At 73.8% G+C, this 23300-nt stretch carries 18 protein-coding genes and 1 pseudogene; 7 read left to right on the forward strand and 12 right to left on the reverse strand.

Going from position 1 to position 23300, the window contains the following annotated elements; all coding sequences use genetic code 11:
* Window positions 1-44: 44 nt before the first annotated feature.
* The gene (locus OG373_RS35365) at window positions 45-488 is read right to left on the reverse strand and encodes an SSI family serine proteinase inhibitor (RefSeq protein WP_397735405.1); all 444 of its coding nucleotides are present in this window, start codon (window positions 486-488) and stop codon (window positions 45-47) included.
* A 338-nt stretch (window positions 489-826) separates the two neighbouring features.
* Between OG373_RS35365 and OG373_RS35370 the strand changes: the two genes are divergently transcribed.
* Complete coding sequence (locus tag OG373_RS35370; protein WP_405442690.1) at window positions 827-1564, forward strand: ABC transporter ATP-binding protein; 738 nt, start codon at window positions 827-829, stop codon at window positions 1562-1564.
* A pseudogene (locus OG373_RS35375) lies at window positions 1558-4019 on the forward strand (FtsX-like permease family protein). The gene OG373_RS35370 and the pseudogene OG373_RS35375 overlap by 7 nt, the downstream one beginning before the upstream one ends.
* 6 nt (window positions 4020-4025) lie before the next feature.
* Here OG373_RS35375 and OG373_RS35380 read toward each other — a convergent pair.
* Together OG373_RS35380 and OG373_RS35385 are read right to left on the reverse strand one after the other, a co-directional pair.
* A complete protein-coding gene (locus OG373_RS35380; protein ID WP_405442691.1) occupies window positions 4026-4487 on the reverse strand; it encodes a Crp/Fnr family transcriptional regulator in 462 nt (153 codons plus the stop codon).
* Window positions 4488-4645: 158 nt separating this feature from the next.
* On the reverse strand, window positions 4646-4954 hold the full coding sequence (locus OG373_RS35385) for a hypothetical protein (RefSeq protein WP_405442693.1): 309 nt from the start codon (window positions 4952-4954) through the stop codon (window positions 4646-4648).
* A gap of 239 nt (window positions 4955-5193) precedes the next feature.
* Between OG373_RS35385 and OG373_RS35390 the strand changes: the two genes are divergently transcribed.
* Window positions 5194-7146, forward strand: a complete 1953-nt coding sequence (locus OG373_RS35390) for a glycoside hydrolase family 5 protein (protein WP_405442694.1) — start codon at window positions 5194-5196, stop codon at window positions 7144-7146.
* Here the strand turns inward: OG373_RS35390 and OG373_RS35395 are convergent.
* The gene (locus OG373_RS35395) at window positions 7052-8602 is read right to left on the reverse strand and encodes an MFS transporter (RefSeq protein WP_405442695.1); all 1551 of its coding nucleotides are present in this window, start codon (window positions 8600-8602) and stop codon (window positions 7052-7054) included. The genes OG373_RS35390 and OG373_RS35395 overlap by 95 nt on opposite strands.
* Before the next feature lie 77 nt (window positions 8603-8679).
* On the opposite strand from OG373_RS35395, the gene OG373_RS35400 reads away from it, so the two are divergent.
* Both OG373_RS35400 and OG373_RS35405 read left to right on the forward strand, forming a co-directional pair.
* On the forward strand, window positions 8680-9279 hold the full coding sequence (locus OG373_RS35400; RefSeq protein WP_405442697.1) for a helix-turn-helix domain-containing protein: 600 nt from the start codon (window positions 8680-8682) through the stop codon (window positions 9277-9279).
* Between the two features lie 184 nt (window positions 9280-9463).
* Window positions 9464-12196, forward strand: a complete 2733-nt coding sequence (locus OG373_RS35405) for a DNRLRE domain-containing protein (RefSeq protein WP_405442699.1) — start codon at window positions 9464-9466, stop codon at window positions 12194-12196.
* A gap of 65 nt (window positions 12197-12261) precedes the next feature.
* On the opposite strand, the gene OG373_RS35410 is transcribed toward OG373_RS35405, so the two are convergent.
* The 6 genes from OG373_RS35410 to OG373_RS35435 form a co-directional block, all read right to left on the reverse strand.
* Window positions 12262-14778 (reverse strand): acyl-CoA reductase, encoded by a 2517-nt coding sequence (locus tag OG373_RS35410; RefSeq protein WP_405442700.1) that lies wholly within the window; start codon window positions 14776-14778, stop codon window positions 12262-12264.
* Complete coding sequence (locus tag OG373_RS35415; protein WP_405444315.1) at window positions 14775-15923, reverse strand: acyl-protein synthase; 1149 nt, start codon at window positions 15921-15923, stop codon at window positions 14775-14777. Before OG373_RS35415 ends, OG373_RS35410 begins: the two co-directional genes overlap by 4 nt.
* Window positions 15924-15928: 5 nt before the next feature.
* The gene (locus OG373_RS35420; protein ID WP_405442701.1) at window positions 15929-17074 is read right to left on the reverse strand and encodes a GNAT family N-acetyltransferase; all 1146 of its coding nucleotides are present in this window, start codon (window positions 17072-17074) and stop codon (window positions 15929-15931) included.
* Window positions 17071-18405 (reverse strand): MFS transporter, encoded by a 1335-nt coding sequence (locus tag OG373_RS35425; protein ID WP_405442703.1) that lies wholly within the window; start codon window positions 18403-18405, stop codon window positions 17071-17073. The genes OG373_RS35420 and OG373_RS35425 overlap by 4 nt, the downstream gene beginning before the upstream one ends.
* A gap of 47 nt (window positions 18406-18452) precedes the next feature.
* Window positions 18453-19736 carry a phenylacetate--CoA ligase family protein gene (locus tag OG373_RS35430; RefSeq protein WP_405442705.1) on the reverse strand — a complete coding sequence of 428 codons (1284 nt, stop codon included), beginning with the start codon at window positions 19734-19736 and terminating at the stop codon, window positions 18453-18455.
* A 250-nt stretch (window positions 19737-19986) separates the two neighbouring features.
* Window positions 19987-20412: a DUF3224 domain-containing protein gene (locus OG373_RS35435; RefSeq protein ID WP_405442706.1), complete on the reverse strand. Its 426-nt coding sequence runs from the start codon at window positions 20410-20412 to the stop codon at window positions 19987-19989.
* 145 nt (window positions 20413-20557) lie between these two features.
* Here OG373_RS35435 and OG373_RS35440 point away from each other — a divergent pair, with 145 nt between their 5' ends.
* Window positions 20558-21520, forward strand: a complete 963-nt coding sequence (locus OG373_RS35440) for a helix-turn-helix transcriptional regulator (protein ID WP_405442707.1) — start codon at window positions 20558-20560, stop codon at window positions 21518-21520.
* A gap of 13 nt (window positions 21521-21533) precedes the next feature.
* Here the strand turns inward: OG373_RS35440 and OG373_RS35445 are convergent, their stop codons facing one another.
* Window positions 21534-22019, reverse strand: a complete 486-nt coding sequence (locus tag OG373_RS35445) for a hypothetical protein (RefSeq protein WP_405442709.1) — start codon at window positions 22017-22019, stop codon at window positions 21534-21536.
* A gap of 97 nt (window positions 22020-22116) precedes the next feature.
* Between OG373_RS35445 and OG373_RS35450 the strand changes: the two genes are divergently transcribed.
* Window positions 22117-22416: a hypothetical protein gene (locus OG373_RS35450; protein ID WP_405442710.1), complete on the forward strand. Its 300-nt coding sequence runs from the start codon at window positions 22117-22119 to the stop codon at window positions 22414-22416.
* A gap of 11 nt (window positions 22417-22427) precedes the next feature.
* On the opposite strand, the gene OG373_RS35455 is transcribed toward OG373_RS35450, so the two are convergent.
* A complete protein-coding gene (locus OG373_RS35455) occupies window positions 22428-23270 on the reverse strand; it encodes a MerR family transcriptional regulator (protein ID WP_405444316.1) in 843 nt (280 codons plus the stop codon).
* Window positions 23271-23300 lie beyond the last annotated feature (30 nt).

Consider the following 23300-nt stretch of genomic DNA (forward strand, 5'->3'; position numbering starts at 1 on the left):
ACGGCGGTCGCACGGCGCCGCCCGGCCCACCGCATCACGCGGGGTCAGAAGCCGAACAGCGCGCCGGTGGTGTTCCGCAGGCCGCACGGGTTGGCGAAGGTGTAGGTGTAGTGGAGCCGGCGACCCTGCCACACGCCGACGGCCGTCACCGTCATCGGGTTCCATTCCCTGGTACACACGGCGTCGGCGGCCGGTGCGGCGAGCGGGTCGAGCTGCGAGCCGTTCGCGCGTAACTCGCCGCACGCGGCGGCCGGGCTGGGGTGCGTCCCGCCGGGCGTCGGCGAGCAGACGAGCGTCACCGCGCGCAGCACCGCGCCCGTGTCGGCATCGGGTCCGGCCGTCACACTGAGCACCAGCGCGGACGGCGCGTACAGGCTCGCCGTACCGGTCGGCGCGGCTCCGGCCGTACCCGGCCAGGCCAGTGCGGTGAGCGCGGTGAGCGCCATGGCGGCGGAACCGAGCCCGAGACCCTTTGCGATGGACCGCATTTCGAACACTCCCTTGAGTCGGTGTTTCGGATAGCGGACAGAGTCTTGCCGACCCGAGCGGCGAACGCCCGTTCGCACCCCCATTTTTCGTCACGGATCGTGTACGAATGAGTGCAGACCGCAGCCGTACGAGCGAGCTGACCTGTGGGGGAGCGGACCGCCGAATCGGCCGAACACCGCCCGGGAGACCTCCCCGAAACCTGCCGCGTCCTGCCGTGATCTGCCGGATCGGGCTCCGGATCGGGCTCCGGAACTTCTCCGGGGGTAGGGCAGGCCCTACCCCCGGGACACGGTCTGGGCCCGCTGCGCCGCGCCGCCCGCACCGGTTGGCTGGGGCCATGGAAAACGACGCGATCCAACTCAGGGACGTCACCCGCGTCTTCGGCTCGGGAGACCGGGCGGTCACCGCCCTCGACCGGGTCTCCCTCGCCTTCCCGCAGGGCACCTTCAGCGCGGTCATGGGACCTTCCGGCTCCGGCAAGTCCACCCTGCTGCAGTGCGCGGCAGGGCTCGACCGGCCGACGTCCGGCAGCGTGAGCGTGGGCGGCACCGAACTCGGCGGCCTCGGCGAGACCCGGCTGACCCTGCTGCGCCGGGAGCGCATCGGTTTCGTCTTCCAGGCCTTCAACCTGCTGCCCGCCCTGACCGCCGAGCAGAACGTCGCCCTGCCGCTGCGGCTGGCCGGCCGCCGCCCCGCCGGGGCCGAGGTCCGCGAGGCCCTGGCCCGGGTGGGTCTCGGCGACCGCGCCCGGCACCGGCCCGCGCAGCTGTCCGGCGGCCAGCAGCAGCGCGTGGCCCTGGCCCGCGCCCTGATCACCCGCCCCGAGGTGCTCTTCGGCGACGAACCCACCGGCGCACTGGACTCGCAGACCGGCCGCGAGGTGCTCACCCTGCTCCGCTCCATGGTCGACGCCGAAGGCCGGACGGTGGTCATGGTCACCCACGACCCGGTGGCCGCCGCCTACGCGGACCGCGTCGTCTTCCTCGCCGACGGCCGCCCGCACGGCGAACTCCGGGGCGCGCACGCCCAGGAGATCGCCGCCCGCATGACGACGCTGGAGGGCGCGCCGTGCTGAGCATCGCCCTGTGCACCGTGCGCACCCGCTGGGCGGCCTTCGTCGGCAGCTTCGTCGCCCTGGCCCTCGGCGTCGGCCTGATCGCCGCCATGTGCCTCGGGCTCGCCGCCACCCTGGACGGCCCGGAGCGTCTCCCCGAGCGATTCGCCCGGGCCCCGGTCGTGGTCAAGGGCAACGACGTCCTGCGCGTCCCCGGTTCGGCCGGGGAGCGCACCCGCAAGCTCGCCCACCCGAGGCCCGTCGGCCCCGAGATCGTCCGGCGGCTGGCCGGCCTCGGCCCGGTCACCGAGGACCGCTCCTTCCCCGTCCGCACCGGGGCCGGACCGGAGCAACTGGTCGGCCACCCGTGGTCGGTGGCAGCCTTCGCCCCCTACGTTCTCGCAGCGGGCCGCGCCCCGCAGTCCGACGACGAGGTCGTCACCACCGGCTGGGCCGGGCCCGGCGCCCGGATCGACACCGACCGCGGGCCGGTCACCGTGGTCGGCACCGTCACCGACCTGGGCTTCGAGGACGCCGTCTTCTGGACCGACGCCCGCGCGGCCCGGCTCTCGCCCGCCGTCCAGCAACTCGTGGTCGCCGCCGACCCGGCCGCGGTACGGGAAGCCGTACGGGCGGACCCGGGCCGGGAGGCGGACGTACGGTCCTCACCGGCCGGGACCGCCGCCACGCGGACCCCGATCCCGAACGGGACGACGAAGCCCTGCTCGCCGCCAACGCCCTGCTCGGCACCGCGGGCGGCATCACCGGCTTCGTCTCGGTGTTCGTCGTCGCCTCCACCTTCGCCTTCGCCGTCGAACGGCGCCGCAAGGAGTTCGCCCTGCTGCGCACGGCCGGTGCCACTCCGGGGCAGGTGCGCCGCACGGTGTTCGCCGAGGCGTTGCTGCTCGGCGTGGTGGCCTCCGCCGCGGGCTGCCTGCTCGGGGCGTACGGGGCACCCGTGTTGGCCTCCCATCTGGTGAACGAGAGCCTCGCACCTCGTTGGTTCGCCATCGGCGACGCCACCTGGCCGTACCACGCGGCCTTCTGGACCGGCCTCCTGGTCGCCCTCGCGGGAGTCGTCGCCGCCTCCTGGCGGGCGGGCCGGGTCGGCCCCGCCGAGGCGCTGCGCGAAGCCGCCGTCCCCACCCGCGTGATGACCCCGGGCCGCTGGATCCTCGGTGCCGGGCTGCTGCTGGCCGGCCTCGGCACCCTCGCCCACGCCCTGCTCACCGACCCGTCGGACCTGCTCCACCGCAAGACGTACATCAGCCGCCCGATGCTCTTCATCGTCGCCTTCGCGCTGCTGGCGCCGGTGCTGGTGGGGCCGTTGGTGCGGCTGATCGCGTGGCTCCCGGCCCGGCTGCCGGGCGCCGGCGGCATGCTGATCCGGGAGAACGCGGCGGTGGGCGTGCGCCGTACGGCGGCCGTTGCGGCCCCCGTCCTGGTCACCGTGGCCCTGGCCGGATCCCTGCTGGGCACCACCGCCACGCTGAACGGGGCCGGGGCCGCCGAGACCAGACAGCGGACCACCGCCGACTACGTGATCACCGGGGGTGCGGGCGGGTTCGACGGGGCCGCCGTCGAACGGGTACGGGCCGTACCCGGGACGGTCGTCTCCGCCACCGCCGCGACCGCCGTCCACCGCCGGGAGGAAGGCGTGGCGCTGATCCGCTCCGAGGCCCGCGCCGCCGACCCCCGGGCGCTGGCCCTGACCACCGAACTGCCCATCACGGCGGGCCGGGTCACCGACCTCGACGACGACTCCGTCATCGTCACCGAGGAATGGGAGCGGCACACCGTCGGATCCGCCGTCGAGGTGTGGCTCGGCGACGGTACCCGCAGGACCCTGCGGATCGCCGCCGTGATGAGCGTCGGCACGGGCAACAACGGTGCGTACGTCACCCCGGCCAACGCCCCCGGAGCGACCGTGGACCGGATCGACGTACGCCTGGCCCCGGGCGCGGACGCCGCGGCGGTCCGCACCGCGCTGGCCGAAGCCACCCGGCAGGCCGGGGGCCGGATCCTCACCACGGGCCGCTGGCTGGCCGACAACCACTCCGGGACCAGACGCACCACCCGGACGGGCTTCCTGCTGGTTCTCGGCATCGCCCTGCTCTACACCGGTATCGCGCTCGCCAACACCCTCGTCATGGCCACCTCCGACCGGACCCGCGAACTCGCGATGCTGCGCCTCGCGGGCGCCACCCGGTGGCAGGTCCTGCGGCTGGTGGCGGGGGAGTCCCTGCTGGTCGTCCTCGTCGGCGCGGTCGCCGGAACCCTCGTCGCCGCCCTGAACCTGGCCGGTGTCCGGGCGGCGCTGGCGCTCCTGGACGTCAGGAGCGCCCTGGAGATCCCCTGGGACGTGCTCGGGGCGACGTCCGCCGCCTGCGCGGCCCTGGCGGCGCTGTCCGCGGTCGCCCCGGCCGCGGTGTGCCTGCGGCGCCGGGCGGTCGAGTCGGCCGGCATACGGGACTAGGCCGGCCTAGCCCGTGGCGCTCAGGCGGGGCGCGTAGAGGTCCAGCAGACGGGTGCGGGTCTGCTGGAGGCGCATCGCGAGGACGCGGCCGACCCAGTGCCCGACGGCGGACCCGAAGGTGGGATCGGCGTCCATCAGCATCCGGACGGTGGCGGCGTCGAACTCGTACGCCCGCACCGGTGTCATCGCCTCCGCGCTCAGCTGCCACACGTACGGCGGGAACAGCCACGACCAGCCCACCAGCTCGCCCGGGCCGAGGCTCTCCACCGGCGCGGGCCGTCGGCCGGCCACGGGGATCTCCAGGGTCACCGTGCCGGAACGCACGATCCAGAAGGAATCCGCCCTCGTGCCCTCGTCGAAGATGCCCGCGCCCTCGGGGAAATTCACCTCACGGGCCTGGGACATCAGCCGTCCACGGTGCTCGGTGGACAGGACGGCGGCGATCCGGATGGGGGAAGGTGTGCTCACGACGGCCTCCGATCACGACCCCCCACGACGCTCCTGCTCTCCCAGTGTCGCCGACACCCGGCGGATCGCGGCCCGATCGGAGACGGTTTCTTCCGGGTCCGATGCGGGTAGCGGGCTCCGAGCCCTTGCGCCGCCCGGCAAGATCCGAAAGAGACGGCCTAGGGAGTGTCCTCGGCGTTCGCCTCCATGCAGGCCAGCTCCATCGCGTCCAGGACCGCTTCGTGGCTGCGTCCGCTCAGCTCGGCGACGTTCTCGACCTGGGCCGTCGCCCAGGCCGCCAGCGTCATCACCAGCACCCGCAACCCGTCGGTGCCGTGCTCGGCCAGTACCGCGTCGGCGACGAGCATGGCCTCCTCGGGGACCTGCTCGGGTGGCTCCAGGCCCGCGAGTCCGCGCAGCAGGGTGAGGGTGCGGCGGGAGATCTCCGGCGTCATTCCCGCCAGCCGCATGTCTTCTTGCTCGTCCATCCGCCCCGCCCTCCGGTGCCGTGCCCGAATCACCTCAGGGCACGGTAGAGGGGCGCGGCCCGGCGCGGGGCGGTTTCCACAGGGTGACCGTGCGTGACCGGGCGCCGCCCGGGCGGATCCGTGGCTGCTCGGAGGCGCCCGAAAGTGTGCGTGCGTTCGACTTCCCCCGGAGGCGACCCGCCGGTAACCTGCCCGGCGGCAGCCGCCCGCAGGGACGGCCGGATCCTGGCAGGAGCAAGATGAAGAGCCTCTTACGCGCGGTACTCTGCGCCCTTCTGCTGATGGCCGGCGCGGTGTCGGCGCCGTACGCAGGGCCCGCCGTCGCCGCCCAGGTGCCCGCCCCCGCGGCCGGTGCGGGCGGCGCCGAGACCTGGACCCCGCCCCTGTCCACCCGCGGCCGGTACATCGTCGACGCGCAGGGCAACCGCTTCCGCCTGCGCTCCGGGAACTGGGACGGAGCCCAGGGCTCCTGGAACGGCTCCGGGGACCGCAATGATCCCGCCACGCACCACAGCGGGCAGAACGCCCACGGCATCCCGATCGGCCTGGACCGGGTCCCCCTGCCCACGCTGCTCGCCGACTTCCGGGCCCTGGGGCTCAACAGCATCCGGCTGCCCTTCTCCAACGAGATGCTGCGCGACAGCGTCCCCGTCCCGGACGCGGCCGTCGCCGCCAATCCGGCCCTGCGCGGCCGCACCCCCCTCCAGGTGTACGACGCGGTGGTCGCGGCCCTCACCGACGCGGGCTTCGCCGTCATCCCGAACAACCACACCGTCACCACCCGCTGGTGCTGCGGCCTCGACGGCAACGAACGCTGGAACAGCGGCCGTTCCACCGCTCAGTGGGCAGACGACTGGGTCTTCCTGGCCCGCCGCTACCGGGACAACCCGCGCGTGGTCGGCGCCGACCTCTACAACGAGGTCCGCCGCGACTTCTTCGACGACCCCAACTGGGGTCTCGGCGACAACCACGACTGGCACGCCGCCGCCCAGGAGGCCGCCGACCGCATCCTCACCGAGGCCAACCCGAACCTGCTGATCGTGGTCGAGGGCATCAACTGGTTCGGCCTGCCCGTGGACGGATTCCCGCACGGCCGCCCCACCCTCACTCCCGTGCGCACGCTCTCCCACACCCTGGTCACCTCGAACAAGCTGGTCTACTCGGCCCACTTCTACGGGTACACCGGTCCCCGGCACAGCGGTGCGACCGGAATCGGCGAGACCAGCGACCTCCGCTACCAGGACATGACCGCGGCCGAGCTCGAACAGACCCTTTACGACCAGGCCTTCTTCGTCTCCGCCGAGACCGGCACGCACTTCACCGCCCCCGTCTGGATCAGCGAGTTCGGCATCGGGGCCGACGAGACCGGGGCCGCCCCGCGCACCTGGTTCGACCGCCTCACCGGGTACCTGACGCGCTCCGACGCCGACTTCGCGTACTGGCCCCTCGTCGGCTGGAGCGCCGACGCCCAGGGAAACCCGGGCGGCGACAGCTGGGCGCTGCTGCGCTACGACGCCGCCGGCCGCCGCTCCGGCGTCCTGGACCCGGGGGACTGGCGCACCGCCCGCTGGTCCCCGCTCGCCACCACCCCCGGCCGCACCGGTCCGGTCCCCGCCGCCCCCGCCTGGTACCAGCTGACCACGGACCACCGCGATCACAACGCCTCGCTGCGCACCCGCGCCGCCGGAGACTGGGACAGCGGGGCCCGCAAGGCGGTCTGCCCCGACGGCGCCCGCCTCGCCGGGCTCGCCCACACCGGCGGCCGCGGCCTGTGCACCACCTCCGACCTGCGGGCCCCGACGGGCGGCCACACCGTGGTCCGCGACGAGAGGTATGTCCCCGGGGGCGGCGACTGGGCCACCGGGTACACGAAGTTCCAGTGCCCGGGCGGCCAGTTCCTCATCGGCTACAGCCTGCGCGGCGAGCGGGTCTCGGCGGCGCTCTGCGCCCCGGCCCGTACGGCCCTGCCCGGGGGCGGCCGGACGCTCTGGTTCGACCGCGGCGACAACCGCCCGCCGGGCGGCCCCGGCGGCGACTTCGGCTACGGGAACCGCAAGGGCCAGTGCCTGCCCACCGAGTACGCGGCGGGCATCGCCTTCACCACCCGCGCCGCCACCCGCCCCTCCCCGGCCGCCCTGCTGTGCCGTCCGCTGCCGGGGCCGGACGCCCGTCAGCAGGGCGTCCGAGGGTGACGGCGGCGCAGACGGCGAGCGCGGCCAGGGTCAACGCCGCCGCCACCAGGAAGGTGAACCGCGTCCCGGTGGCCACGGCCGCGGCCGGCGCCGAGGCGATGTCGGCCGTCGCCGACGCGTGCGCGAACACGGCGCCCATGACGGACGCGCCGGTGACGAGCCCGAGGTTGCGTGAGAGGTTGAGCATTCCGGAGACCACGCCCCGCCGGTCCGCGCCGACGTCCGCCATGACCGCGGTGTTGTTGGCCGTCTGGAACACCGCGTAGCCGGCGGTCACGACCGCGAGCGGGACGACGTACCCGACGACGTCGAGGGACGCCGGCGCCATGGACAGGGTGAGGGCCCCGGCCGCCATCGCGAGGAGCCCGAGGAGGGTCATGCGCTGCGCGCCGAACCGGTCGGCGAGACGGCCCGCCGGCACGCCGGTCACCGCGGCGACCAGCGGTCCGACCGACAGGACGAGTCCGACCGGGGCCTCGTCCAGCCCGAGCGTGCGGGAGAGGTAGAAGGGCCCGACCACCAGCGTCGCCATCATCACCGTCGACACGAGCGCGCCCGAGACCAGGCCGGCGCCGATCACCGGATCGCGCAGCAGCGCCCGTTGGAGCAGGGGTTCCGCCGCCCTCGCCTCGGCCCGCACGAAGAGGGCGGCTCCGCAGGCGGCGGCCAGCAGCAGGGCCGTGTTGAGCGCCCCGAAGCGGTCGTGGCCGAGGGTCATGGCGAGTGCGTAGGCCGCGAGCGTCAGTGCGAGCAGCAGCGTACCCACGTGGTCGAAGCGGGCCCGGCCGGACCCGGACCCCTGCCGGTCGGCGGGCAGATGGCGGTGGGCGAGCAGGAACGCGAGGATCCCCAGCGGAACGTTGACGAGGAAGAGCGCCCGCCAGCCGAACCCGGCGAGGAGGGTGCCGCCGAGCGACGGACCGAGGGCGGTGCCCACCGCGGACATGGTGCCGAGCAGCCCCATGGCGCTGCCCGTCCGCTCCTTCGGGACCGTCTCGCCGACGAACGCCATGGTGAGGGCCATCATGACGGCCGCCCCCAGTCCCTGGGCCGCCCGGGCGCCGATCAGCAGCCAGAGCGCCGGCGCGGCGGCGCAGAGCACCGAGGCCGCGGTGAACAGGGAGATCCCGGCCAGGAGCAGCCGCCGCCGGCCGACGAGGTCACCGAGCCGTCCGACGCCGACGACCAGGGTGGTGACGGCGAGGAGATAGGCGAGGACGACCCACTGCACCTGCTGGAAGGAGGCGGAGAAGACCTGCGTCAGGGTCGGCAGGCCGACGTGGGCGATCCCGGTACCGAGCGAGGACAGCAGCACGGAGAGGGAGAGACCGGCGAGCGCCCACGGGACGGCGGGCGGCTGGGCTTCGGTGCTCCCGTCGCCGCCGGTGCGGCGCCGTCCGTGTGCGGTTGCGTGTACGCGATCACCGGGTGGCCTCTGTGGGCTCAGTGGGTTCATGCCGCGAGGGTGCGGTCACCCGAGCTCGACCGGCAAACCTTGTTGCCGTTTCCGGGACGGCCGAGTGGAATGGCCGTATGAACGACGAGCCGTCTCCGCAGCCATCTCCCCATCGGGCGGTCCTCGACGAGGTGGCCCCCCGGCTCAGACGGCTGCGCGCCCGGCGCGGCCTCACGCTGGCCGCGCTCTCCGAGACGACCGGCATCTCGAAGAGCACCCTGTCCCGGCTGGAGTCCGGGCAGCGCCGCCCCAGCCTGGAACTGCTGCTGCCGCTCGCGGCCGCCTACCAGGTTCCCCTGGACGACCTGGTGGGCGCTCCCGAAGTGGGGGACCCCCGGGTACGGCTGACCCCCCGCGCCCTGCCGAACGGCGGTACGGCCGTCCCGCTGACCCGGGGCCCGGGCCCCCTCCAGGCGTACAAGATGCTCATCGCCGACCGTGGCGGCGAGCCGGATCTGCGGACCCACGAGGGCTACGAGTGGCTGTACGTGCTGGAGGGACGGCTGCGCCTCGTCCTCGCCGAGCACGATCTGATCCTCGGCCCGGGCGAGGCGGCCGAGTTCGACACCCGGGTGCCCCACTGGTTCTCCAGCGCGGACGGGCGGCCGGTGGAGATCCTCAGTCTCTTCGGGAGGCAGGGGGAGCGCATGCACGTCCGTGCGAAGCCGCGCGCTTGACGGCGGGGCGTGTGCGGAGCCCGGCGCGAATTTGCATCCGATGTGTCAAGTGGGATGAATCAGGCCTCGAATCGCTCTAGGGTGCGCCCGTAGGCATGGTTTACGGACTGCTGTTCGGCGATTTTCGGCCATGTCTCGCACGGCCGCACCCTACGGCCGTACCGCATACCGAACTGGGGGATTCATGCGTAGATCCCGAGGGCTGGCGGCCGCTCTCGCCCTGTCCCTGGCCGGAACCGGCGCGGGAGTGGGCCTCGGCCTCGTCCCGCAGGCGGCGGCGCTCACCCCGCCCGTCGCGTTCACCGCCGACGCGCTGGCCACCTGGCAGCCCAACGGCGTTGTCTGGGCGCTCGCCGAGGCGGGAGGCCAGGTCTTCGCCGGCGGTACCTTCTCCACCGTGCGCCCGCCGGCCGGAGGCTCCGGAAGCGAGCAGTCGGCCGTGAACTTCGTGGCGCTCGACGCCGCGACCGGCGCCCCGACCTCCTGCAAGCTGTCGTTCACCGTCGGCTCCGGCACCGCCACGGTCCGCGCGCTCGCCCTCTCGCCGGACAAGGCGACCCTCTACGTCGGAGGGTACTTCGGCGCCGTCAACGGCACCGCCGTCTCCAGCCTCGCCGCCGTCGACGTGGCGAGCTGCACGGTGAAACAGGGATTCCGCCCCGCCTTCGCCGCCACCGTCCGCGCCCTCGCCGTCACCGGCGACACCGTCTACGCCGGCGGCGACTTCCTCAGCGTCGCCGGCCAGCCGCGCGAGCGCTTCGCCGCCGTCGGCGCGGCCGACGGCGCCCTGAAGCCCTTCACCGCCGACGCCGACGAGCCCGGCCGCGCCGTCGAGGTCACCCCGGACGGCCAGAATGTCGTCCTCGGCGGTGACTTCTTCACCGTCAACGGTACGAACACGCACGCACTGGCCGTCGTCGACGCGACGAGCGGCGCACTCACCAAGTCGTATGCCGGCTTCATCGAGACCAACTCCGTCGTCAAGGACATCGCGACCGACGCGACCGGCTTCTACACCGCCAACGAGGGCACCGGCGGCGGCGTCTTCGACGGCCGGATCGCGCTCAACCTGAGCGACTTCGGCCAGCGCTGGCGCGACACCTGCCTCGGCGCCACCCAGGCCGTACTGCCCTACCAGAACGTGCTCTACAGCGCCTCGCACGCCCACGACTGCTCCAGCGTCGGCGAGTTCCCCGACGGCCAGCGCCACCACCTGCTGGCCCAGCCCACCAGCGGCACAGGCAAGCTCGGCTGGGCCCCCGACACCAACGACGGAATCGGCGAGGGCATCGGGCCGCGCGTGATGACGGTCGGGTCCAAGGGCGGCGTCCAGTACCTGTGGGTCGGCGGGGAGTTCACCACCGTCAACGGGGCCGCGCAGCAGAGCCTGACGCGCTTCGCCTCCACCGGGGACACCGGCGCGCCCACCGTGCCCGTCGCGAGCGCGGTCAGCTTCAGGCCCGGTGAGGTCCAGGTCCGCTGGCGCACCGGCCTGGACCTGGACGACAGCGCACTGACCTACCGGATCTACCGCAACGGCGCGGCCACGCCGATCGCCACGGTCACCGCCGACTCGCTGTTCTTCAAGCGCCCGCAGGCCTCCTGGACCGACACCACCGTGGCAGCGGGCCAGTCGTACACCTACCGGGTGACGGCCACCGACGGGGCCGGCAACACCAGCGCCCTGTCCGCGACCGCGAGCGTGACCGTCCCGACCCAGGTGGACGGCTACCCGAACCAGGTCCGTGCCGACGGAGCCCAGCAGTACTGGCGCTACGACGAAGCGGCCCTGCCCTTCGCCGCCGACTCCTCCGCCGGCGGCAACCAGAGCGGCGTGCACCTGAACGCCCCCGCCCTGCGCCAGAGCCCCGGCGCCGTCTCGGGTGCGAGTACGGCGATCGGCTTCAACGGCACCGACACCCAGGTGTACGGGGACACGCGGCAGACGGTCGGCAGCACCTACACCATCGAGACCTGGTTCAGGACGAACACCACCCGGGGCGGCAAGCTCCTCGGCTTCGGCAACAACCAGGCACGCGGCAGCAATCAGTACGACAAGCACATCTACATGACCAACGACGGCCGGCTGGTCTACGGCGTCTACACCGGAGCCACCCGCACCGTCACCACCGGCGCCGCCTACAACGACAACCAGTGGCACCACGTCGTCGCGAGCCAGGGTCCCGGCGGCATGACCCTCTATGTGGACGGCGCCCAGAAGGGCACCCTGAACGTCACCACCCACGAGAACTTCTCGGGCTACTGGCACGCCGGCGGCGACAGCCTCGGCGGCTGGCCCGACCGCCCGACGAGCGAGTACTGGGCGGGCCAGCTCGACGAGACCGCCGTCTACCCGACCGTCCTGAGCGCCGCGCAGGTCCAGAACCACTACGCCCTCGCCACCGCCCCGGCCGACTCGGTGGTCCAGGTGGCCGCCGCGGAGGACACCTACGCCAACGCGGGGGCGCCCGCCACCAACTACGGCACCTCGGGATCGCTCGCGGTGCGCGGCACCTCGTTCTACGCGAGCTACCTGCGGTTCGACCTGCCCGCCGCGCCCGCGGGCACCGTACTGAAATCGGCCGCGCTCAGCGTGAAGACGAGCACGCAGAGCGGCGCCGGCACCACGGACACCGTCTCGGTCCTCCCGGTCACCGGCTCGTGGAGCGAGGGCGGGACCACGTACAGCAACCGCCCCGCGCTGGGCGGTCCGGCGCTCGGCTCCTTCGCCGGGATCCCGGACGGTTCGGCGGTGCACACCACCGCCCTGACCACCGCGAGCCTCGCGGCGGCGCTCGGCACCGGCTATGACGTGGCGCTGAGCAGCACCGGGACGGACGCCCTGTGGCTGTGGTCCTCCGAGGCACAGGCCAATGAGGGGACACCGCAGCTGACGCTCACCTTCGGCGCGCCGTGACCTGACAGCCCCAGGAACAAGGGGGCGGGGGACAGCCATCGGGCCGTCCCCCGCCCCCGTTCGTCTCAGCCGCGCGCGTCCACCACGGCGAGGAGTTTGCCGCTGGTCGGGCTGCGGTCCAGCGACGCACCGTCCACGGCCTCGACCGACAGCTCCAGCAGCCGCTCCGTCACCGCCGAGCGCAGCTCCGGGTAGCCGGCCAGGAAGACCTCCCGCAGCCGCTCCGGATCCGTCGTCGCGGTCCGCTCCACCCGTACCGTCAGTCGCTCGCGCGCCTCGGCGGAGTCGAGCCGGATCTGCAACTCGCCGCGGTGGCCGCCGTTCTCCTCGGCCAGGTCCAGGAAGCGCCGGTGGCCCAGGAAATACGTCGCCACCCGCATCACGTCGCCGGTGCGCCCCCGCAGTTCGAAGCGGGGCGCGTGCCGTCCGCACGGGCAGCGGCCCGGGACCTCCCGGCCGAGGTCGCCTATCAGGTACCGGCCCAGGTGCTGGCCGCGCCGGGCGTGCGTGGTGAAGACCAGCCGGCCCGTGTCGCCCGGGACCACCGGGCGGTCCTCGGCCAGGTCCAGGATCTCCATGGTGTGGAGGTCGGCGTGCAGGTGGTGCACGCCGCCGGAACTCTCGGTGCACTGGTAGCCCAGCGGGCCGAGGTCGGTGCTGCCGTAGGTGATCGAGCGGACGACCTCGATCCCGAAGGTGTCCTTCAGCGTGCGCTGCTGCTCCTCGGTGAAGTGCTCGCCGCCGTAGAACACCTTGCGCAGGCCCCCGTACGCGCGCAGCGCGTCCGCCTCCGCGTGCAGCAGCTGCCACAGGTAGGAGGGCATGCCGAAGAGGGTGTCGGCCCCGTGGTCGACGATGGCCCGGACCGTCGCCGCGTGGTCCGGGCCCGCGGACAGCGGCAACTGCACCCCGCCGAGCCGTTCCAGCACGGAGAAGAAGCTGATGAAGCTGCCGTACATGGAACCGCAGTAGAACAGGTTGGCGGTCCGGTCCGATGCCGGGTCGTATCCGGCGGCCAGCAGGCCACGGGCGGCGGCGTGCATCTGCGTGTCGTAGTCGTCGTAGCTGAAGACCGACAGCGCCGGTGCGCCGGTACTGCCGCCGCTGCGGAAGTACAGCTCGGCATCGGCCCGCGTGAGCCGGCGGGCCGGCTCCTGTACGTCCTCCTTGCCCTGCAGCGGGCCCGCCGGACGCGGCAGCATCACGGGCCGGACCAGGTCGTCCAGGCAGGCGGTGGTGGCGAACCGGACCGGATCGGCCTGGACCGCGACGCGGCGGCTGTAGCGCTGCAGGGCGTAGACGCCGTCGTGCGGCTCACCCGCGTAGCTCTCCAGCATGGCGCCGACCGGCGTGACGCGGGTGACGCCCGCCGCCAGGGCGGTGCGCGACAGCTCGGCGATGTCCGTCGGGCTGCCCGCCAGGCCCGCCGTCTGCAGGTAGCGGCGCATCGGCCGCAGGGTGGCGATCAGCCGCTTGCGGGGCAGCGGCTTGACCCACACGCTGCGGTGCAGCGGCGAGGCGGTCAGCGGGGACCGGGTGTCGGCCATGACCCGCCACGAGCCGTCGGCGGCGGCGAACACCCGCGTCAGGCCGAGGTGTTCCTCCAGCCGGGCCACCAGCTCGGTCGTGGTCAGCTCGGCCGCCTCCGCCGGGTCCGGATCGCCCGCCGCAGCATCGGCCGCGGCCGGCGGCCGGGCGGCGAGGACCGCGGCGAAACGCTCGGCGAAGCCGAAGACCTCGTCCTCGTCCTCGGTGTCGAGGTAGACCACCTGCGGGCTGGAGCACGCCTCCTGCTCGTGCAGGCAGACGTCGTCCGCCAGGGCATCGAGCGTGCCGGCGTCCGACCAGGCGTCGGCCGTCAGGTACGCGAAGGAGATCCGGTGCCCCCACTCCACCAGCCGGCAGCCGGCCGGCACATGGGCCGCCACCCCCTCGACGGCGGCTTCCCCGCCCCATACGGCGACGGCGTCCGCGGGCGCGCACATCAGGCGCAGCCACTCCTGCCGGGAGGAGGGGAAGCGCAGGACGACGATCCGCGCGGCCAGCGCGCCGCTCGGGTCCAGGGCCGCGAGCTCTGCCATCAGGTGCTGGGTCAGGAGCGTGTCGGCGCTGCTGGTCCTCAGAATGTTGACGTTCCCCGCGAGCAGCCCCTCGACGATGCTCAGCGGCGCGACCGTCGCGGCATTGCCCGGCGCGATGTGGGCGACCAGGCCGACGGGCGCCCAGGCCTCGAAGACCGTCTCGCGCGGATCCGCGCGGTTCAGCCGGCCGGGAGTGGCGCTGCCGAGTTCCCGGCGCAGTTTGCGGGTCAGCTCCCGCCGGCCGATGAGGCCGCCCAGCTCGGTCAGGACGGCCGGGTCCTCGCCCTCGGGCAGGTGCGCGGCGAGCCGGGCGTGCACGGGGTGGCCGGGGTCGCACAGTGCGGCCCCGAGGGCGTCGCACGCGGCCAGGACGGTCTCGGTCTCCAGGCTGTCCGCGAGCGCGGCCTCGACGGCGGCCAGCAGGCCGGTGAGCCGGCGGCCGGCCTCCTCGTCGCCGATGAACTCGCCCTGCCAGTAGTGGTGGTGCACGCTCAAGGTCACGCCATTCCCTTCATCAGTTCCGCTGCGGCCACCGCGCAGCTGCGGTTGCGGCTCACCCCGGCACGGCCGTGGACGGTGAACCAGGGGGTTTCCAGCTCGCACCCGCAGGCGTCGCCCGGCTGCAGGGAGGCGAGGTCGCCCATCACCACGCTCTGCGCCGGCACCGAGGTGATGTACGGCGACACGAGGTGCAGGTATCCCCGCTCCCCGTAGGGAAGGGGTTCGAGCGTCCGGGTGGAGCGGATCGTCACCCGCGACCAGACGGGGGCGTGCAGCCGGTGGTGGTCGCACTCGATGTACGGGATGCAGTGCTCGACCGACCCGAAGGTGTCCCGGATCCGCTCACCCGGAACGCCGAGCTGCTCGGTGACCCGGGAGTACAGCTCCTCCTTGCCGATGCGCCGGTCGGCGTGCCCCTTCCAGCCGCCGCCGAGGACGACGAGGGAGCCCTCGGGAAGGCGCAGCGGAGGCAGGCCCATGGCCCGCATCCGCTCCAGGGTGAAGAAGAGGAAGGCCGGGAATCCGAGGATGCGGACCGGGGCGTCCTCCCGCTCGAAACGCCGCAGGGCGGCGATACAGCCGAAGGGGTCGAACTCGTGCTCGCCGCCGGTGTTGCGCAGCGCGTACGCGACGCTGCGCGCGGGGGCGAAGTCGCACAGGTAGTTGTCGGTGAAGGCGGTCCCGAGGTTCAGCGAGGGGGCCGGCTCGTAGCTGTACAGGAGGTAGTTGACCTCCTGGTCGGGGGTGATCCAGCCGTTGCGTTCGAAGATCCGGGCGACCATGCGCTGGGCGGAGCGGATGGTCCAGCGGTCGAAGAACATCTGCGACTTCTGGCCGGTGGTGCCGGAGGAGGTCAGGTGCAGCTCGACGTCCTCCCGGGGGACGGAGAGCACCTCGTGCCGCTTGAAGAAGTTCGCGTGGACGAGCGGCGTGCGGTACGGCTCGGCCGGGGGAGTGGCCTCGTACAGGGAGCGGAAGAACGGGGAGCGTTCGGTGTGCCAGGCGTTGGTCTCCGCCATGGCCGCGGCGAACAGTTCGTCCGCCGCGGCCCCGAAGGCGTACGGGTCGGTCAGGTCGCACAGCTCTTGTACGTGCGGCAGCAGGGCCGGGTCGGGTACGGCGACCGGCGCGAGATGGGGGTTCATGGGGCTCATGAGGCAACCTCGGAAGATGTGGGCAGGTGTGTCGACGCCCAGGCCGACACGTAGCAGTCCAGGTAGGGCTGGAGGGGCGGTTCGACGGCGACGCCGCGGAAGTCGATCCGTTCGCTGGAACGGGACAGGACGGCGTAGTCGTGGAAGCCGTCGCCGTCCGCGCGCATGGCCGGATAGACGGCCCCGGCGACGAACCCCTGGGCGAGGAAGGCCGAGAGGGCCTCGTGGTGCGCGAGCGGTACCAGGGCCTCGACGTATCCGGCGCCCGCGCGGGCCAGGGCCCGGGTGACGGGTTCGAGGTGGGCCGCCGCGGCGGCCGGGTCGGGGTGGGCCGTCAGCAGGGAGCCGTAGCCGCCGGCGCGGTTGAGGTAGGCGTAGACCTCGAACCGGCCGTCCTCGGGGGTGAGCAGCACGTTCGGGGTGTGCAGCGGGTAGAACCAGCCCTCGGCGCCCGGGAACTGCTCGCGGAAGCGGCGTCGGACAAAGGCCGGTGCCTCGATCACCTCCAGCCGTTCGACGGCCGCGTGCGGGGCGGGCGCCGGGAGCGGGCGGGCGGTGGCGCCGACCCCGAGGTACTCGATGCCGAGCGCGGCTTCGGCGGTGCGCAGCAACGGCAGGAGAGCGGCCGGTACTTCGGTGACGGGGATCCGGCGGTCGAGGACCCCGGCGGCGTGACGCGCGTAGAGCGCGAGGCTCTCGCGGCTGCTGAGATCCACGGCGTTGGGCAGGATGCCCAGCGGGCGGAAGCCGTTGCGGGCGACGACGCGCTGCGGACCGGCGCTGACGGTGCGCACGGTCGCGTACACCGAGTCCAGGCGGCCCGTGTCCAGCATCCCGGCGCACAGGGCCTCGGTGAGAGCGGCGGCCAGGCCCGCCGAGCGGTGCTCGGGGTGCACGGCGATGCCCTCCAGGCGACCGGTGCGGCTGCCCGCCTCGCCGCGGATGGCCGCGGAGGCGGTCAGTGACCCGGTGTCGGCGCAGCGGGTGACGAGCCACAGGGAGTGCGGGTCCGTGATGAGCCGGGCCATCTCGGCCGGGTCGGTGCCGAGGGCCACGGGGTAGTGCGGACCGTAGACGGCGTAGTAGAGCTGGCGCAGTTCGGCGATGTCCGCGCGGACGGCCGGGGCGATCACGAGGCTCATCGCTCGCCTCCGGCGGGTTCCGCCACGGCGGGGTCGGGCGTACGGGACCCCAGCAGGGCCAGCGCACAGGCCGCGGGGAGAAGTCCGATCCCCTGCACGAGGCAGAGCGTCTGCGGGGAGAGGAAGTCGCCGGCGGAGCCGAACAGCAGGGACGCCACCGGCAGGGAGGCACCCAGGACGGCCTGCATCACGGCGAAGAAGCCGGGCTTGTCCGCCGTCGGCACCATCCGCTGGAACAGGGCGACGAAGCGCACGCTGACGGCCCCGGCACACCAGCCGGCCACGGCCAGGCAGCCGGCGACGACCGGGCGCTGCGCGAACAGCCCGGGCAGCGCCAGTGCGAGGGACATCAGACCCAGGCACCAGGCGCCGGCGACCGTGGGCCGACCGGGCACGCGGGTGCCGGTGAAGGCGCCGACGAGCGCACCGGTGCCCAGGGCGGCCTCCAGCAGGGCCACGGTCCCGCCTCCGCCGAAGAGGACCGAGCGGGTGTAGAGGGGGATGACGACGAACACGGCGGCGGTGAAGAGGTTCGCCGCGGTGAAGCAGATCAGGATCCGCCGTACGGAGGGCAGTCCGGCCAGGATGCGGCGGAGCGGGCGCCGAGGGGGCGGACCCGCCGGGCCGTCCGCGCCGTCCGCCCCGTCCGCGTCGCTCGGGGCGGCGGTGCGGAAACGGGCGCTCGTGACCAGCACGGCGGCGCCGAGGTATGCGGCGGCGCAGCCGGCGGCGAGCCCGGCCACGCCCGTCCGGTCGACGGTCAGGGCGCCGAGCAGGGCCCCCGCGAGGCCGGCCAGGGACTGGGTGGACAGTTCGAAGCCGGTGGCCGTCTCGATGTCGGCGTCGTCGACGAGCTCGGGAACGGAGGTGGTCAGGCAGGGATCGAAGAACGCCTGGCAGGTCGCCAGGGCGAGGGCGGCGCCGTACACGCCGGTGAGCGGCAGTCCGCCACCGTGGGCCCAGAGCGCGAGGGCACCCGAGGCGGCCCCCGCCAGGGCGGCGGCGGTCCGCAGCACGGAACGGTGGGCGAACCGGGAGATGGTCGCGGCCACCGCGGGTGCCAGCGCCACGGCGGGCAGCGTGCAGGCCGCGAGGAACAGCCCGGAGGCCAGCCCGGGAGCCTCGGGCACGGCGTGCGCGACGATCCACCAGGCCACTCCGACCTGGAACATGCGCACGGCGGCCTGGGTGAGGATCTGGCCGAGCCACACCGCGCCGAAGGCGCGGTTGCGCAGGACCAGCGGACGGCGCCGGGCGCCGGCTCCGGCGCCGGCCCCGGCAGCCGTCCCGGTCCCGGTGCTCGTTGCGGGTGCGGCGACGGGCGAATCCACGGGCGAATCCACGGGCGAATCCACGGGCGAATCCACGGGTGAGGCGCTCATGCGGTCGGCCTCTCGTCGAGGACGCGGACGAGCTTGCCCGAGCGCGGGTTGACGGCGAGGTCGCGGTGGCGCGCCCACTCCACGGACAGCGGGTGCACGAATCCGGCACGCACACTGTCCGGATACAGCGGCCGTACGGTCTCCAGCTGCGTCACGACGGCCTCGGCCAGCGCCTCACGGCCGCCCGCGATCCGGCCGTCGGCGTCGTCACCGGGGGCCGTCGCCAGCCGCAGGACGAGCCCGTCGCGGCCCTCCCAGCGGCGTACCACGAGCTGCATGCCGACCACGTGGCCCTCGGTGTCCGCCGCGGCCACGGCGTCCTGGGCGTCCTGTGTGTAGAGGGAGACGGGGCCCACGCGCACGCCCTCCTCGGCGCGCCCGAGGATCCTGAAGTGGCCGGGCCCGGTGCCGGTCCATTCGGCCCGGTCGCCGGCGGGGTAGCGGATGATCGGCATGAGCCGGCGGAAGAGGCTGGTGACGACGACCCGGCCGGGTCGCCCCGGTTCCGTGATGGGTTCGTCGGTGGAGTCGTCGAGGATCTCGACGAGGGCGTACGGGGTGAAGGCCCGGTGCACCCGGGCGTCCGAGCCGGACACCGGGCGGCCGAGCAGGCCCGCGTCGACGCTGGCGTATCCGACGGAACGGACCTCTGCGCGGGGGAACGCGGCGGCCAGCAGCCGCCGTTGGTCGTCGAAGAGGGCCTCGCCGCCGAAGAGGAGCAACTCCACCGCATCGAGCCGGACACCGGACGAGACGACCTGCTCGGCGAGCCGGCACAGGGTGGTGGGCGTGCCGGTCAGTACCTGGGCGGCGAGATCGCGCAGCGTGGGGATCGTCGACTCCGGCGGCGCGGCGCCGCCGACGGGCAGCCGGACGTTGTCCACGGGCGCGTGGGCCAGCGAGTCGAGGACGAAGAGGAAGCTGGCGTACAGCTCCCCGGCGTAGAAGAGGTCGGCGACGCGGTGCCCCGGGCGCAGACCGGTGTCCACGAGCCCCTGACCGAAGGCGGTGACGAAGGTGCGCCACTCGTCGCGGGTGTAGACGGAGAACTTGGGGGACCCGGTGGTGCCGCCGGTCTTGTAGACCGTGGCCTCACTGAGCGGGCCGGTCAGTACGCGGTTGTCGTGCAGGGCGTTGGCCGCCCAGAACTCCTGCTGGTCGACCACCGGCAGGTCGGTGAGGCGGTCGACGTGCGGTGGCAGGGACGCGTAGAGGTCCCGGTAGTAGGGCGAGTTGTGGCGGGCGAAACGTATGAGGTCCGAGAGCTGCTGGGCGGACATGAGCCTTTGCCTGGGTGACGGGAACGGGGACGGGAGTCACGGCGGGGCGCGGCTGGAGTTGGAACTCGCCTGCGGGATCGGGCCGGTGTGAACGGGGGACCCCCCGGAGCCCCCGCCTCCCTCTGACGCACGCCGAGAACTGACGTGCAGTCACGATGATGAAACATCAGTCCACTAATCACCAAATTGGCCAAATATTCCTGGCCAATGCGATCACATTCAACAAGTTTTCCGGCCGAGGGAACTCCCGTTACCCTTCCGAGCCCCGACCCGGACCGTAGGTGAAGCGGTACTCGACGGAGGTGTCGCCGTGCCGGTAGGTGAAGCCTCCGGAGCCCGTCAGCCCGGCGAGGTCCCCGGTGCCGGAACCGGGGACCACCTCGAAGCGGCAGACGGTGCCGTCGGCGTCGAAGGTGCCGCGCTCCTCCAGGACGAAGCTGCCCTTGCGGCCGTCGAGGCTGCCGGTGACCAGCTCCATGCCGCTGTAGGAGCCGAGGTTCTCCCCGATGTAGGCGATCGTGTAGTCGCAGGCGGTCCCGGAAGCCTCGATCCCCCCGGTGAAGGCATTGGTGACATGGGCGTGGGCGAGCCGCGGGACGGCGTCCGCGGCGCCGACGGGGCTCTCCTTCCAGTCGGCGAAGGTGAAGCGGCCACCGGTCTCTACGGGCGTGGGCATGACGGTCCTCTCGGCCGGCCGGACGGGCCTGCGCGTCCGGCGGTTGATCAGGTCGTGCAGCGCGGTGCTGGGTTGCGCTGCGTCGTGCCTTCAGGCTGACAGCCGTACCTGACACCTTCTGTCAGGTACGGGTGACAATGGCGCCATGCGTGCCGACCGGCTTCTCTCCCTGCTCCTGCTGCTGCAGAACCGCGGCCGGATGACCGCACCCCGACTCGCCGCCGAGCTCGAGGTGTCCGTGCGTACGATCCATCGCGACATCGAGGCTCTCGGCGCGTCCGGCGTCCCCGTCCTCGCCGACCGCGGCCCGGCCGGCGGCTACCGGCTGGCCGAGGGCTACCGCACGCGCCTCACCGGCCTCACCGACACCCAGGCCGACTCCCTCTTCCTGGCCGGTGCCCCGGGAGCCGCGAGGGAACTCGGCCTCGGCGCCGATCTGGCCGCCGCCCAGCTCAAACTCCAGGCCGCGCTCCCGGCCGCACTCGCCGAACGGGCCCGCAGGATCCAGGGCCGCTTCCACCTCGACGCGCCGGCCTGGTTCCGGGAGGCCGACCCCGTCCCCCACCTCGCGCAGATCGCCCAGGCGGTCTGGGACCAGTACGTCCTGCGCACCCACTACCGCCGCTGGCGCGGCGAGGTGCGGCGCGATCTGCACCCGCTCGGCCTCGTCCTGAAGGGCGGCACCTGGTACCTCGTCGCCGCAGTCGAGGGCGCCGTACGGACCTACCGCGTCTCCCGGTTCCTCGCGGTGGACACGGCGCAGGAGCGCTTCGAACGGCCCGCCGGATTCGAACTCGCCGCCTACTGGCAGGAGTCCACCAGCCGCCTGGACGCCGTACTCCACCAGCAGACCGCCGAACTGCGCCTGTCCCCGTACGGCCAGCGGCTGCTGCCGATGCAGTTCGGGGCGGCGGGCACCCGGGCGCTCGCCGACGCCGGCCCGGCCGACGCGGACGGCTGGGTCCGGCTGCGCCTGAGCGTCGAGTCCCGGTCCGTCGCCGTCGGCGACCTGCTCCGGCTGGGCGCGGAGGCCGAGGTGCTCGGCCCGCCCGAACTGCGCCGCGCCCTCGCCGAGACGGTGACCGCGCTGGCCGCACGCTACGCCTGAGGCGGGGCCCCGCTCACGCCCGGCCGGGCACGCGCCCGCCCGGCCCGCCCGGCGGCTCCACCTCCAGGAAGCGGCGCCCCCGGGGGCCCCGGTACAGCAGGCACACCCAGCCCAGCCGTTCCAGCACGGCCGCGCAGGCCGCCAGCCGCTCCTGCTCCTCACCGGCCGCGCCGCCGCCCGGCGGGCCCGGCCAGGTCACCTCGGCCCGCCCGGGCTCCGCGCCGGCCGCCACGCGGTAGCCGTTGCGGGTACGCCGCCCCTGCGCGTCCAGCGCCGACGGCACGATGCCGGCCGCCTCCAGTGCGAGGGCCACCGCGCGCGGGAGTTGCCGTACCTCCCAGGGTGCGGGAACCTCCGCGCCCGCCGGGCCGCCCACCACGCGGCGGATCTGCAGCAGCCCCTCGTACGCGGTGCGCAGCTCCGCCTCGCGCCGCCCGCCGGGCGGTGCGAGAGGGCCGTCGCCGGTCGCGGGCTCGAAACCCTGCCCGGGTACCGCCATCACCCACCACCCGCCCCGTCCGTCTGAGTACCTCACACCCAACGGGCTGAGTATCCACCCCGATTCCCCGACGCCGCTGCGCTGCTGGAATGGGGACATGACTTCACAGGCCCCGGGCAGCGCGACGACCGCCCGACCGCGCATGCAGCAGGTGACCACCGCGGGCTCCGCCCTGGCCGTGGCCCTGGTCCCGCTCGTGGTCGGGGTCCTGTTCGCCAAGGCGCTGGCCGCCGACCCGATGACCCCGGTCAACGCCCTGATCGCGAGCGGCGGCCAGCGGGCGGCGCTGCCGCGGGGCGAGTGGAAGCGGCGCAGTCACAACACCGTGCGCAGGCTGCGCACCGCCCGGCGGGACACGGCCCGGCGGTGCGCCCGCGCCTGCGGACGCCGCCCCTGAGGGCTCCGGAGTCAGGAGGTGGAGGCCAGCGGCTCCTGGAGCTCGGTGACCCACTGCTCCCGGTCCTGCGGGCAGGCCAGGGTCAGCTCGCGCGCGTACCCGGCCGAGCGGTGCCCGTGCGCGTCGATCCAGCGAGCCAGGGCCTGCGCCGTCGGCAGGATCGCGTCCATCGACCCGCGGTGCACGACGGTCGCGGCCCGCTCCACCGCGGGCAGTGTGACGATCCGTACCGCACCCCCGAGGTCCTCGGCCCGCACCGAGGCGGCCACCGGCAGCCCGGCGTGGACGAGGACGGCTCCCGCGGGCCCGGTGGCGACCGCGTCCTCGTAGTAGGCGGTGCCGGGGCCGGTCGGGACGATGCCGGCCTCCTCTACGCGGCGGCACAGCTCGTCGTAGAGCGGCCCGATGACCGGCCCGATGTCCTTCGGTTCGTAACTCGCGGCCGTCCCGGTCAGCTCGGCGAGCCGGACGGGCGGAAGGCTCTTCACGACGATGTCGTCGGCAGGCATGGTTCCCTCGTTCTCGATGGTCCGGAGCCTCGCCTCGACCTGGACCAGCCGGGCCGCCGCGGCGGCCATGGCCGCCTCCAGCTCGGCCTGCCGCAGCCGCAGCATGCCGCGCAGTTCCTCCGCGCCCACCCGCTCGCCGAGAATCGTCCCCACCTCGTCGAGGCTGAAGCCGAGTTCCTTGAGCGCGATGACACGGTTGAGGCGGGCGAGCTGCCCGGCCTCGTAGTAGCGGTAGCCGGTGAACGGGTCGACGCGCGCCGGGCGCAGCAGTCCGAGGGCGTCGTAGTGACGCAGCATGCGGACCGACACCCGGCCGTGCTTGGCGAAGTCTCCGATGGTGAACATGACGCGCTCCACTACAAGGTCTGACACAGG

It is taken from the genome of Streptomyces avidinii, assembly GCF_045161815.1.
GTDB classification, from domain to species: domain Bacteria; phylum Actinomycetota; class Actinomycetes; order Streptomycetales; family Streptomycetaceae; genus Streptomyces; species Streptomyces avidinii.